General features: G+C 67.7%; 12 protein-coding genes and 1 pseudogene. 4 read left to right on the top strand and 9 right to left on the bottom strand.

What is annotated here, in order from left to right:
* Positions 1-12: 12 nt before the first annotated feature.
* The 3 genes from G361_RS0115710 (at position 13) to G361_RS0115700 (ending at position 2,099) form a co-directional block, all read left to right on the top strand.
* Positions 13-408, top strand: coding sequence for a cupin domain-containing protein (locus G361_RS0115710; RefSeq protein ID WP_019928047.1), 396 nt, complete (start codon positions 13-15; stop codon positions 406-408).
* A 129-nt stretch (positions 409-537) separates the two neighbouring features.
* A complete protein-coding gene (locus G361_RS0115705; RefSeq protein WP_019928046.1) occupies positions 538-1,173 on the top strand; it encodes a maleylpyruvate isomerase N-terminal domain-containing protein in 636 nt (211 codons plus the stop codon).
* 290 nt (positions 1,174-1,463) lie between these two features.
* Positions 1,464-2,099: a flavin reductase family protein gene (locus tag G361_RS0115700; protein WP_019928045.1), complete on the top strand. Its 636-nt coding sequence runs from the start codon at positions 1,464-1,466 to the stop codon at positions 2,097-2,099.
* 44 nt (positions 2,100-2,143) lie between these two features.
* Here the strand turns inward: G361_RS0115700 and G361_RS50330 are convergent, their stop codons facing one another.
* The 5 genes and pseudogenes from G361_RS50330 to G361_RS0115670 form a co-directional block, all read right to left on the bottom strand.
* On the bottom strand, positions 2,144-2,461 hold the full coding sequence (locus G361_RS50330) for a hypothetical protein (protein ID WP_196814487.1): 318 nt from the start codon (positions 2,459-2,461) through the stop codon (positions 2,144-2,146).
* Positions 2,462-2,593: 132 nt separating this feature from the next.
* Complete coding sequence (locus G361_RS0115690) at positions 2,594-2,962, bottom strand: VOC family protein (RefSeq protein ID WP_019928043.1); 369 nt, start codon at positions 2,960-2,962, stop codon at positions 2,594-2,596.
* Between the two features lie 680 nt (positions 2,963-3,642).
* Positions 3,643-4,215, bottom strand: a pseudogene (gene recX / locus G361_RS51825) (recombination regulator RecX); the annotation flags it as partial.
* 1,164 nt (positions 4,216-5,379) lie between these two features.
* Positions 5,380-6,423 carry a recombinase RecA gene (gene recA, locus G361_RS0115675; RefSeq protein ID WP_019928040.1) on the bottom strand — a complete coding sequence of 348 codons (1,044 nt, stop codon included), beginning with the start codon at positions 6,421-6,423 and terminating at the stop codon, positions 5,380-5,382.
* 156 nt (positions 6,424-6,579) lie between these two features.
* Positions 6,580-7,620: an Lrp/AsnC family transcriptional regulator gene (locus G361_RS0115670; protein WP_231386884.1), complete on the bottom strand. Its 1,041-nt coding sequence runs from the start codon at positions 7,618-7,620 to the stop codon at positions 6,580-6,582.
* Positions 7,621-7,739: 119 nt separating this feature from the next.
* On the opposite strand from G361_RS0115670, the gene G361_RS0115665 reads away from it, so the two are divergent.
* Positions 7,740-9,143 carry an MFS transporter gene (locus G361_RS0115665; RefSeq protein ID WP_231386883.1) on the top strand — a complete coding sequence of 468 codons (1,404 nt, stop codon included), beginning with the start codon at positions 7,740-7,742 and terminating at the stop codon, positions 9,141-9,143.
* 112 nt (positions 9,144-9,255) lie between these two features.
* On the opposite strand, the gene G361_RS0115660 is transcribed toward G361_RS0115665, so the two are convergent.
* The 4 genes from G361_RS0115660 to G361_RS0115645 all read right to left on the bottom strand — a co-directional run bounded on the left by G361_RS0115660 (position 9,256) and on the right by G361_RS0115645 (position 12,609).
* Positions 9,256-9,711 (bottom strand): nuclear transport factor 2 family protein, encoded by a 456-nt coding sequence (locus tag G361_RS0115660; protein WP_019928037.1) that lies wholly within the window; start codon positions 9,709-9,711, stop codon positions 9,256-9,258.
* A 76-nt stretch (positions 9,712-9,787) separates the two neighbouring features.
* Positions 9,788-10,672: a pyridoxamine 5'-phosphate oxidase family protein gene (locus G361_RS0115655; protein ID WP_026343082.1), complete on the bottom strand. Its 885-nt coding sequence runs from the start codon at positions 10,670-10,672 to the stop codon at positions 9,788-9,790.
* 360 nt (positions 10,673-11,032) lie between these two features.
* The gene (locus G361_RS0115650; RefSeq protein WP_019928035.1) at positions 11,033-11,929 is read right to left on the bottom strand and encodes an amino acid ABC transporter permease; all 897 of its coding nucleotides are present in this window, start codon (positions 11,927-11,929) and stop codon (positions 11,033-11,035) included.
* Positions 11,926-12,609, bottom strand: a complete 684-nt coding sequence (locus G361_RS0115645) for an amino acid ABC transporter permease (protein WP_019928034.1) — start codon at positions 12,607-12,609, stop codon at positions 11,926-11,928. Before G361_RS0115645 ends, G361_RS0115650 begins: the two co-directional genes overlap by 4 nt.
* Positions 12,610-12,676 lie beyond the last annotated feature (67 nt).

Here is a 12,676-nt window from a genome sequence, read left to right as displayed (position 1 = left end):
CAGGATGCTCCCATGAGCACCGAACCGATCACCCTCACCACCGCACTGGCCTCCTTCGACGCCCTGTGGAGCCCGCGCATCGTCACCCACGTGAACGACTACGACGTGCGGATCGCCAAGCTCAAGGGCGAATTCGTCTGGCACGCCCACGAACACACCGACGAGTTCTTCCTGGTCCTCGACGGGCACCTGGACATCGGCCTGCGCGAACCGGCGGGGGAGCGCACCGTGCACCTGCCGACCGGCACGGTGTTCACGGTGCCGCGCGGCACCGAGCACAAACCGTCCGCCCCGGCCGGCGCGTCGATCCTGATATTCGAACCCACCGGCACCTCCACCGTCGGCGACCGCCACGAGGAGGTTCCCGATCACATCGACGTGACGACCGGGCACGCACTGGGACAGTGACGCGGTCCGGACCGGGTTCGCGTAGCGGCAGTGTCGCGCGCGCCGCTAGGCTGACGGTGACGTCCACGGGTGCCGAGTCCCGGCGACTCGGCTTGCCCGCCTTGGTATTTCACCGGCGGAGGGGAAGCGATGATCACGATCAGAGCGGCGTACCTGGAAGCGGCGGGGTCGGCGGTGACGCTGCTGAGTGATCCCGCGGTCGCCGCGGCGTGGGAGCGGCCGAGCGTACTGCCGGAATTCGGTGTGCACGGGCTGACCGGTCACCTGGGCTCCCAGGTCCTCCACGTATCCCGTGCGCTCGCAGCCGAGGTTCCGGACGAGAAACCCCTCTCGGTTCCCGAATACTTCGCCGCCGCAGCCGCATTCCACACCGATCTGGACGCGGAGAGCAATGTGCGGATCCGGCACGGCAGCGAGGCCGCCGCCTCGGGCGGCGTCGCAGCGCTGGTGAGCCAGGTCGACATGGCGCTGGCGGGTCAGCAGGTCGCACTGGCCGCCGAACCGATGAGCCGGGTCGTCCGAACCGCCACCGGCATGTCGATGCTGCTCGACGACTACCTGCTGACCCGGATCATGGAGATCGCGGTGCACTCGGATGATCTGGCGCTCAGCGCCGAGATCCCGACCCCACTGCTGCCGCCGGCGGTCTTCGAGCCGGTGCTCGACCTGTTGTCGCGGCTGGCAGTTGTCCGCCACGGGCAGGTCGCCGTGCTGCGCGCGCTGAGCCGGGCTGAGCGCGCTCCGGACACCATCGCGGGCATCTGATTTCACGGGGAACCGCTACCGCCACGGTCCGGCAGGCGATCCGCCGCTGGGACGATGCGACGTCGAGCATGAGCCGTTCAGTCCGGACGGTGTCGATCTCGGCGTTCGAACTCCGGCTCCTCGACCGTCGGCGATCGGCTCGCGCGGCAGGGCCGCCTGACTCCGCGCCGCATGGCCGACTGGGGTCGAGCTCGGGTGCGTAGGCGCGTCGGCGCTGGTCGGGCCAGGTGCGTCGATGCCAGGTCCGCTTTCCGCCAGCATCTGGTCCGGCCGCTAAGCACAGTGGGGATATGCATCGGAACATCGATCTGAAGGTCCTCTACTTCGGCACACCGGTGGTGTTGATCAGCACCGGAAATCCGGACGGCACAGCGAATCTCGCACCGATGTCCTCGGCGTGGTGGCTCGGCAATCAGTGCATGCTCGGCATGAACACGGCCTCGCGGACTACGCAGAATCTGTTGCGCGAAGGCGAATGTGTGCTGAATCTGCCTTCCGCTGAGCTGGTGGGTGCGGTCGATCGGCTGGCGTTGCTGACCGGTACGCCGGAGCTGTCACAACACAAGATCGACAAGGGATATCGGTACGAGCCGGACAAGTTCGGCGCGGCGGGGTTCACCGCACTGGCTGCGGATCTGGTTTCCGCTCCGCTGGTTGCCGAGTGCCCGATTCAGCTCGAATGCGAATTGGTATCTGCCGTACGGTTCGACCGCGCCGATCTTGCCACCGCATTCACCGTGCGGGTGGTGCGTGCGCATGTGGACGAACAGCTGATCGTCCCCGGCACTCAGCACATCGACCCGCAGCGGTGGGATCCGCTGATCATGAAGTTCTGCGAATTCTTCGGCAACGGCAGCCAGGTCCATCCGTCACGACTGGCTACGGCGTGGGAGATCCCGCAGACGGTTCCGGCACGTCCGGCGTGATCATGACGCATATTGTGGCCGGGACACGCGCTCGGCCACGGATGTCACTCGTAACTCCATCCGCAATGGCGGCAACTCATCACGCCGGCCGGGATCGCTCTACCGCAGGAGAGACATTCGATATCTTCTTCCGGAGTGTCGTCGGTGTCGTCCTCGTCGACAGGCTCGAGCCGGGCGAACCATTCCAGATGACCGCACGACGAGCATTGCAGCACCCGTGCGGATCTGTTCGGCCACTCCAGATCGAGATAGGCGAGGCCGCGGGTGGTGATGAGCCCCTTACGCTCCAGGAACTCCCGGCTGTCACAGTGGGAACACCGGACCTCGACTCCGGCTATCGACACTCGTTGTGGCGCGCCCATACATCCCTCCCGAGCTCGACTGCGCAACGCCAGCGGATCGTATCAATCGGCGACGCACGCAATCATCCGGCGGCGCTTACCGATTCGTCGTGGTTCGGGTGCGCGCGCTCCCTCGGCCGTGGCGTACCCGGACTATTCCGGTGTGTGGCAGACGGCTTCGACATTGTTGCCGTCGGGATCGCGGACGAAGGCGCCGTAATACGTCGGGTGGTACTCCGGCCAGAGGCGCGGTTCGTGCAGAACCTCGGCACCGGCGGCGACGGCGGCCTCGTGGAAGGCGCGCACCGCCGCACGGTCGGGGGCGGCGAAGGCGATGTGCGATTCGCGGAAATCCGCGCCAGTGCTCGGCCCGAGCCAGAACTCGGGCCGAGGGCTGTCGCCGTACCCGATGACCGGGCCGAATTCCATCCGCCGGGAGCCGCCCAGGGCAGCCAGTACGGTGTCGTAGAACTTCGCACTCGCGGCGACGTCGGCACATTGGATGGCCAGGTGATCCAGCATCGGAAGCTCCTGCTCGGTCAATCGGTGGAGTGGTCGCCGGGATTCTCGCCCCGGCGATTCAGTTCGTCGAACACCACGGAATACGCGGTGCCGGAAGAGATGCCGCGCCGGGCGAGCAGGCCGACCAATTGTGCGACGGCCTTGTCCCGTCGCAGGTCGGCGGACATCGTCCGGATCTTCTTGCGTACCAGCTCGACGGCACGTTCGCGCTCCTCGTCACCGGCGGCATCCGAATTCTCGTCGTCTTCTTCGGCAGAGGCGGATCGGCTGATTGTTCTGTCGCGCTGGGCTTCCGGCCGACGCAGCGACGGTCGAGACGCCGATGGGTGCTCACTGCCGGTGTGCACGCCCTCGGTGTCCTGCTCGGTACGAGCTTGCTGCAGTTCGGCTTTCACGAGCGAATACGCGGCGGACTGGTTGTAGCCCCGCCGGGCCAGCATGCCGACCAACCGGCGCACGACAGTATCGTTCGGCAGATCCGGCGAGAGCGTCCGCAATTTGCGTTGCACCAGTTCGACAGCAGCGTCGTCGCTGATCTTCTCCACCCGGCCGGAGCTTTTGCGTCCCGGTGGACCGGCATCGAGACCGGTATCGGCATCGGCATCGGCCATAGCCTCAGTGCCAGTGCCAGTGCCAGTGCCAGTGCCAGTGCCAGTGCGACCGCTGGTCTCGGTCTCGCCGAAATGCCGTGCAACAGCGGGCAATTCGATGGTGACGGCAGCGTATGCGGTGGACTGGTTGTAGCCGCGCCGCATCAACATCGAGACGAGTCGGCGGATGGTCTTGTCGCGGTCCAGAGAATCCGGCTGGGTACGCAGTTTGACGCGGACGAGGTCGATCGCACGGTCGTATTCGTCGTCGGCGGTGATGGCCGTCAACGCGGCCTCTGCGTCCGTATCGGCCACTCCCTTGCGGCGCAGTTCCTGCACGAGAGCTTTCTTCCCGATACCGGAATAGGTGTGCCGGGAATGGACCCACTGTTCGGCGAACGCGGCATCATTGATGAGGCCGACCTCGGCGAGCCGATTCAGAACGCGGTCGGCAACCTCGAGTGTGAATCCCTTGTCCGCCAACTTCTTCGCGAGTTCCGCCCGGCTCCGCGCCCGGTCGGTGAGCAGCCGCAGGCAGACCTCCTTCGCCTGCGCGTCGGTACCGCCACCCGGCTTGCTCTCCCCGGGACCACCCGCGTTACCTCGCCGCCGCCCGCCGCGTCCATCCTTGCCCCGGCGCTTCTCGCCACCGGACCGTCCCATCCGCTCGTCCGACTCGATCCGATCGGTATGCCCCGTCCCAGCAGCATCCGTCGCTCGATCCGACTCGCCCCAGCCACCGTCGTCCGCATACCCGTGTATCTCGTCCGTCCGGCTGGTCCCCTGCGACTGGGTGGCCTCGCTTCGCCGGTGCGTCGGTTCGCCGTGCTGGTCGGCCTCGGGTGATCCAACTGTCTTACTCTGGCGGGTGGCTTCAGATGGCGGCCGGGTCGGGTTGTCCTGCCGGCCGACCTTTCGCGAGCGGACAGTCTCATCGCGCTGATCGGACTTGCTCGACCGGGTCGTTGCACTCGATCGGTTCGGCCGGGCCGCTTCGATCTTTCGAATCGCTTCGTTCAGTCGGGCCAGTTCCGCCTGCTGAACCGTCCCTGGGGACTGCGGCAACTCACTCTGCCGGTCTGCCTTCGGTGGCAGCGTTACCTCGGCCTGTTGAGGAGGCTCAGGCGGTGGAATGGTCTCGGTGTGCGGTGCCATCGATCGATGGGATTCGGCGGGCAACTCGATCTTCGGCTGTCCTGCTGCGTCCGTGTGGTGATTGATCGAGGGATATGTGGTCTGCGGCTGCGGGTCGGTGTCCGGGTGTCGCGCGGTTTCGTTCTGCCCGTCGATATCGAACCGTCGATAGGGCTCGGGTCGCCGATTGTGCTCGGGTGGCCGAGATATGTGGGCTTGTAAGCCGATTCCGGGGTTACGGGCCGGCTCGGCGGACTCGTTCGTCTGCGTCGTCGGGCTCGTTCGAATCGGCTCGGGTGAGAATGGCTCCGGGGGCGGGGTCTGCTCGGACTGTCGGGCCGCCGCGGCCCGGCGAAATGCCTCTACGGACCATGGTTCGGGTTGGTGTGGTGCTTCGGATTGCCATTCGTCGTGTGGGGGAATGGTTTCCGTGGGTGAGGGTGTGAGGGGGCCGTCGTCGGAGCGCCAGATGCCTTGGGGGTGTTCGGGATTCGGGTCTCCGGGGGATTTGCGCCTCGCGCGGTGGGTGGAGCGGATTCGCTTCGGGCGAGGTTGCTCTTCGGCCCCGGTCGAGCGGGCGCCGGCGGATTCCGATTGCTCGATCTGCCGGCGCAGCCGCTCGACCGCGTCGAGACGAGTTGCGTCGGGGCCCTGGAGGGGGGTCGGCCCCGGCGCCTCTCGGTCCGGCATCGGCTAGAAGTCGACGGGCGCCTCCACGCCCGCGTCTGCGGTGACATCCGCACCGATACCGAGCTTCTCCTTGATCTTCTTCTCGACCTCGTCGCGCACGTCGGTGTTCTCCAGCAGGAACTTTCGTGCGTTTTCCTTGCCCTGGCCGAGCTGGTCGCCCTCGTAGGTGTACCAGGAGCCGGACTTCCGGATGAATCCGTGCTCGACACCCATATCGATGATCGAGCCCTCCTTGGAGATGCCGAACCCGTACAGGATGTCGAACTCGGCCTGCTTGAACGGCGGGCTCACCTTGTTCTTGACGACCTTGACCCGGGTGCGGTTGCCGACCGCGTCGGTGCCGTCCTTGAGGGTCTCGATGCGGCGCACGTCCAAGCGCACCGAGGCGTAGAACTTCAGTGCCTTACCGCCGGTGGTGGTCTCGGGCGAGCCGAACATGACGCCGATCTTCTCGCGCAGCTGGTTGATGAAGATGGCGGTGGTGCCCGAATTGTTCAGGGCGCTGGTGATCTTGCGGAGCGCCTGGCTCATGAGGCGGGCCTGGAGGCCGACGTGGCTGTCGCCCATCTCGCCCTCGATCTCGGCGCGGGGGACCAGGGCGGCCACCGAGTCGATGACGATGATGTCGAGCGCGCCGGAACGGATCAGCATGTCGGCGATCTCGAGGGCCTGCTCACCGGTGTCGGGCTGGGAGACCAGCAGGGCGTCGGTGTCGACGCCGAGTTTGGCGGCATAGTCGGGGTCGAGCGCGTGCTCGGCGTCGATGAAGGCCGCGACGCCGCCGTTGGCCTGGGCATTGGCGACCGCGTGCAGGGCGACGGTGGTCTTACCCGAGGATTCCGGACCGTAGATCTCGACGATGCGGCCGCGCGGCAGGCCGCCGATGCCGAGCGCCACATCCAATGCGATGGAGCCGGTGGGGATCACCGAGATGGGCTGGCGCGCCTCCTCGCCGAGGCGCATCACCGCGCCCTTGCCGAAGCTCTTCTCGACCTGGGCGAGCGCCAGTTCGAGGGCCTTGTCGCGGTCGTAGGCCTGTGGTGGCATCGTCTGATCCCCTTTTCGACGGGTGGGTCTGGAGTCTGGTTGCCGCCCACGCTAGCCGGTGGCACCGACAAGTTCTGGCGGCAAGCTTAGACGAACATCTGTTCGAGGCAAGCGACGCGCCTCGCCGACACGTGAATTCGCCGGGCAATCTGCGAGCTACCTGCGACCGGGCGGCGCCGCGGCGGGTGCGATGCGGTCGGTGTGCAGCATGGACTGCGCCTGTTTGAGCACGCGCAGCGCGGGAGTGACCTCCACGCCCACGATTCCGTCCAGCGCGCCGAGCCGCTCGGTGAGATACCGGTACAGATGCGCGGTGTCCCGGCAGACGATGGTGGCCACCACATTCGTCGGTCCGGTGGTGGCCGCCACGTAGGCCGTCTCCGGATAGCCGGCCATCGCCGTGCCGACCGCGTGCAGATCGGCCGGGCGGGTTCGCAGCCACAGATTCGCGCGCACGGCGTAGCCCATGCGCTCGACGGCGAGGTCGACGTCCAGGTACAGCACGCCGGCCGCGGTCAGCTCGGTCATGCGGCGAGCGACTCGCGCAGGGCTCCAACCGGTTTCGTCGGCGAGCCGGGCATACGAGGCGCGCCCGTCCCGGGCCAGCGCGGCCAGCAGGGTCTCGTCGGCCGACAGGTCCACGGTGATGTCGGGGCCGGTGCGGTCGGCCTTCTGCCGTTGACTGGCACCCAGTTCGCGCCGCTGTCGCGCGGACAGCAGCCGGCTGTAGCGCGGCCATTCCTCGTCCAGCGGGAAACGGTGGATGATCTCGTGCGCGATCATCCCCGTCACCTGACTGGCCCGCGGAAGTGTGTTGAGCAGCAACTGATCCCGCTGCTCCAGGGTGCGCGGCCGGCTGACGCAGGTGACCTCGGATCCGGTGGACAGCAACTGCACCCAGGCGACGTCGGGCAGCCGGGTCAGCGCCTCGGCCAGGCGCAGCGCCTTGTCCGGCGTGGACTGCAACCGCAGCATCCAGCTCGGGCTGCCGAGCGGCACCGTGTTGACCAGGCCGGAGATGTGGATCATGCCGCGCCGGCGCAGACCCTGGTAGCGCCGCGCGGCGGTCTGCTCGGAGACGCCGAGCAGTGCGCCGAGGCGTGCGAACGCGATCCGCGGGTCGGTGACCAGGCAGTGCACGATCTGCTTGTCGAGCAGATCCATGGTGGAGGTTTCGTCTTCGTATTCGGAGTCCACGGGAGGAATCACCCACATATCGGCGAACGGCTGGGTGGATATTTCAGCATATCGGAGCCTTGGGTGTCGATATCCATCGACGGCCCGGCCTCGGCCGGTTCCCGATTCCGGAGGTTCCCGTGCGGAAATGGCTCCCCTTGTTCGCGGCGTGCCTCGGCACCCTGATCCTGCTCATCGACATCACCATCGTGAACGTCGCCCTCCCGGCCATCGCCGCCGATCTCGGCACCGGCCTGTCCGGATTGCAGTGGGTGATCGACGGGTACGCGCTCGCCCTGGCGGCGCTGCTGCTGGTGTCCGGGTCGCTGGCCGACCGGCTGGGTGCGAAACCGGTATATCTGGCCGGGCTGGCGCTGTTCGCGGTCGCCTCGCTGGCCTGCGGGATCGCGCAGTCCTCGGCGGTGCTCGTGGCGTCGCGGGTGGTGCAGGGCGTCGGCGGCGCGGCGATGCTGGCGACCACCCTGTCGCTGCTGCATCTGACCTACACCGGGCGTGATCGCGGTATCGCGTTCGGCGCCTGGGGTGCGGTGGCCGGTGCGGCCGCCGGGATCGGGGTGGTCCTCGGCGGCGCGCTGACCGATCTGCTGTCCTGGCGCTGGATCTTCTTCGTGAACCTGCCGATCGCGGCGGTGGCGATCGGGCTGTCGGCCGTGGTGTTCGCGGCCTCGCCGCGGCGTCCGGGGACCGGTGTCGATGTGCCGGGCATGCTGGCGTTCGCGATCGCCGCCACCGCGCTCACCTACGGCATCATCCGCGGGGGTGAGAACGGCTGGACCGATACCCGAGCGCTGCTGACGCTGGGTGCCGGAGCGCTGGCAGCCGTGGCCTTCGTGGTGATCGAAATGCGAAGCGCCGCTGCGATGTTCCCGCTGACGCTGCTGCGCAACCGCGAGTTCACCGCGACGCTGATCGCCGCCGCGGCGTTCAACTTCGCCGCCTTCGCCAGTACCCCGCTGCTGTCGCTGTGGCTGCAACAGCAATTGCGGTTGTCGCCGTTGCAGGCCGGTCTCGCGATGCTGCCGCTGGCGGTGACGGCCTTCCTGGTATCCGCCCTGTACAGCCGGTTCCTGCACGGACTGGCGCCGAAATGGACGATCGGCGGCGGTCTGCTGGTGATCGGCGTCGGTAGCGGTCTGCTCACGCTGATCGGCTCCGGATCCGCTTGGACCGCAATACTTCCCGGCTTCACGGTGATCGGCATCGGGGTCGGGGTCATGGCGCCGTCGCTGGTCTCGGTCGGTATGGCGGCGGTGCCGCCGCAGCAGAGCGGTATCGCCGCGGGCGCGGTCAACACCACGCGTCAGCTCGGGCTGGCGCTGGGTGTCGCGGTGCTGGGCACGGTGTTCCGTGGCAGCGCCGGATCGGGTCATCGAATCCCGTTGCCGCAGTTCGTCTCCGGATTGGACAATGCGGTGGGTGTGGCCGCCGGGGCCGGTATCGTCGCCGCGGTGCTGGTCTTCGCGCTGTTCCATCGCCGCGCGCGGACGCCGGAATCCACCGGCTCGGCGGTGCTGGTGGGATAGGGCTGAACGGTGGGTCCTGTTGCCCGGCAACAGGACCCACCGGCCGAAGCTGTCCGGCGACGCGTGCCCCGCCGGCATTGATGCGGCACAGCCGAAGCGCGAGTGCCGCGGATCAGTGCAGCGGCAACTCCCAGTTCTCGTCCTCCGGCGAGCGCGGGCCGAAGATGCGCCGGTCGGCGGGGGTGATGGCGATGTCGTTGATGCTCGCCTCCCGGCGCGACATCAGGCCCGCCGGGCTGAACTCCCACAGTTCGTTGCCGTAGCTGCGCCACCACTGGCCACCGGCGTCGTGCCATTCGTACTGGAAGCGCACGGCCATCCGGTTCTCGCGGAAGCCCCAGAGCTGTTTGCGCAGCGCGTAATCGAGCTCCCGTTCCCATTTGCGGCGGAGGAATTCGACGATCTCCGCGCGGCCGGTGACGAATTCGTCCCGGTTGCGCCACACCGAATCCTCGGTGTACGCCTGCGCGACGGTCTCCGGATCCCGGGTGTTCCAGGCGTTCTCGGCGGCGCGCACCTTGACGGGTGCGGAGTCCGGATCGAACGGGGGCAGGGGCGGGCGGGTCATGATGTCCTTTCCGAAGGGGAGCGGGCCGGGAGATGGTAGAGCACGAATCGGGTCGATCGCGGGAGGTCGTGCCCGGTCAGCCCGGATTCACCGGGGAGAGTTCGGGGTCGCCCCAGCGCAGCGGGCTCGCGTGTGCGACGGCGACCGCCCCGGTGACGGTGAAGTCGACCGTGCACTGCGCACCCGGCGCGAAAGTGGTTTCTTCCCAGAGGATCTCGGCGGTGCCGGTGAGATGGAGGGCGCCGCCGCCGGCCCAATCGGGTATCAGCAGGCCGCAGTGCGGGTCGGTGGCGATGTTGCCGAGGGTCATGAACATCGAGTTCCCCCGGTAGTCCGGCCAGCGCAGCCGGGTGGGGGAGAGCACCCGGAGGAAGCCGGGGTTGCCGCCGCGGTGGGAGGCGTCGGCGTTGCCGTCCGGATCGACACTGCCGACGAAGAACGAGTCGGCCGCCGAGATGATCTGTCGCGCTGCGGGTTCCAGGACATCGGAGCGGGTCGGTGGGCTCGGCAGGGCGGGCTCGAAGGCGAGGATCCGGCGGCGGGTGATGTACTGCGGGCAGTTGGAGTACACCTGCTCGGTGGTGAGCCGGATACCCTCCTCATCCGGTTCGGCGATGCCGTTGATCCGGACCCGGCGCCGGGTCTGAGGTTGTAGGGCGATCAGGCCGACCCGGCGGCGGGTTCGCAGCAGGTCCGCGAGCGGATCGCCCGGCGCCGGGCGACCGCCGAGGACGATCGTCCGCGCGTCCACCGCCCGCGCGAAGCCCGGCAGGCCGATGATCTGGCCGACCCATACCCGCCCGGCATCGTCGGCCGCGGTGAGTACGACCATGGGCTGCTCGGCGAGGAATGTTGCTGCCGGAGAAGGGATCTCGGACCGGATGCCGTGCCCCACCCGGGACGCGATGTGGGCCTGCCCCATGCGCCGCTGTACGGCGAGCTCGCCGGGGTGGAATGCCATTGCCGGACCTCCTCCGGGCCGCTGTCCGCGAACGCTCCCCGACGCCGGGCCGGGGAGGTGTGCATCCCGAACGTAGCCCGCAGCCGACCCGCCGTCAACCTTTGAAACGATTTCAACGGTTAGTTGCGGGCGGTCGGTGAGCCACTACCGGGCCCTGACCTCTACAAATCCGCCGCGACCGCGCGGCGTCCGGACGGCTCCGGACGCATCATCCGAACCGCCTGCTGCCAGGCCGGACTGCCTGCCGCCGGACCGGGACCGCCCCCCACCCGGACTCGGAATCCACACCGCCGCAAGCGAACACAAAAGACCCCGCCCCGATCACGCGGATCGAAGCGGGGTCTTCAAGCGGATATCCGGTTACGTCGTGGACCGCGTGAGATCCATCCCGGGCGCGGCGCCGGTGACGGCCGTGGCCGCCGGGATCACCGTCGAGCCGCGCCGCCGCGAGCGCAGCCGCCGTTCCAGCACCGTCGCCAGCTTCGACAACGCCCAGTTCAGGATGATCATCACCACCGCGACCACGATCAGCGACGGCACCGTGTTCTGTTGTGCCGCACCGAGTTGCTGCCCTTGCCGGACGACCTCCTGGAAGGTGATCTGGTAGCCGAGCGCGGTGTCCTTGAGCGCCACCACCATCTGCGACACGATCGCCGGCAGCATCGCCGTGATCGCCTGCGGCAGCAGGATCAATCGCATCAACTGACCCTTGCGCATGCCGAGCGCGACCGCCGCCTCGGTCTGCCCCTTGGGCAGTGACCGGATACCCGAACGGACGATCTCGGCCATGACCGAGCCGTTGTAGATCGTGAGCGCGATCACCACCGCGGACAGCGCCAGCTGATCGGGGACGATCAGATTGTTCTGCGCGAAGTAGTTGTACAGGAAGATCATCAGGATCAGCACCGGGATGGCACGGGCGACCTCGACGACGACTCCCGCCACGATCCGCACGGCGAGATGGTCCGACAACCGGGCCAGGCCGAAGATCGTGCCGATGATCAACGCGAACACGATCGACAGCACCGCCGCGGTGATGGTGCCGCGCAGGCCCGGCAGCAGATAGGTCTGCCAGACCTCGCCCTCCAGGAACGGCTTCCACTTCGCCGTGGTCAGCTGGCCGTTGTGCTGGAAGGCGCGCACCACCACCCAGGCGATCGCGATCAGCACCACGGCCACGATCACCGAATAGATGTTGTGCCGCAGTCGCATCCGGGGTCCGGGCGCGTCGAACAGGACGGAGGCGTCGGAACTCATCGCTTCACCTCGTATCGCTTCGCGAGCCAGCCGAACAACAGACCCTGCGGGAGGGTCAGCACCACGAATCCGAAGGCGAAGATCGCGCCGATCACCAGCAACTGCGCCTCGGATTCGTTCATCGTCGCCATCAGGTTGGCGGCCTCGGCCACGCCGATCGCGGAGGCGATGGTGGAATTCTTGGTCAGGGCGATCAGCACGCTGCCCAGCGGCGCGATGACCGACCGGAAGGCCTGCGGCAGCACCACATATCGCAGATTCTGACCGAAGGTCAGGCCCAGCGACCGGCCCGCCTCGGACTGCCCGAGCGGCACCGTGTTGATGCCCGCGCGCAGCGATTCGCAGACGAAAGCGCCGGTGTAGATACTCAATCCGAGCACCGCGAACCGGAAGTTGTTGGTGTCCAGGAACTTCTGGCCGCCACCACCGGCGAGCTTGATGTGCAGGGTGGTGTAGAGACCCAGCGAGCAGAAGACCAGGATCAGGGTCAGCGGCGTATTGCGGAAGATCGTCACGTACGCCGTGCCGAGCCAGCGCGCCACCGGCACCGGTGACACCCGCATCGCGGCGACGACGGTGCCGAGGATCAGGGCTCCGATCGCCGACAACACGCTCAGCTCGATGGTGGTCCAGAAGGCGTGCAGCAACTGGGAGCCATATCTGGAGATCAAGTCGAACACGGCGGCCGTGCCCCTCCGATCGTCATGGGAACGGGAGGGGCAGCGCCGCTGCCCCTCCCGGGCCGAA

This window comes from Nocardia sp. BMG111209, assembly GCF_000381925.1.
In the GTDB taxonomy this organism is placed as follows: Bacteria; Actinomycetota; Actinomycetes; order Mycobacteriales; family Mycobacteriaceae; genus Nocardia.
The sequence above is the reverse complement of the archived record's forward strand: the minus strand, read 5'-3'. Positions and strand labels throughout refer to the sequence as shown.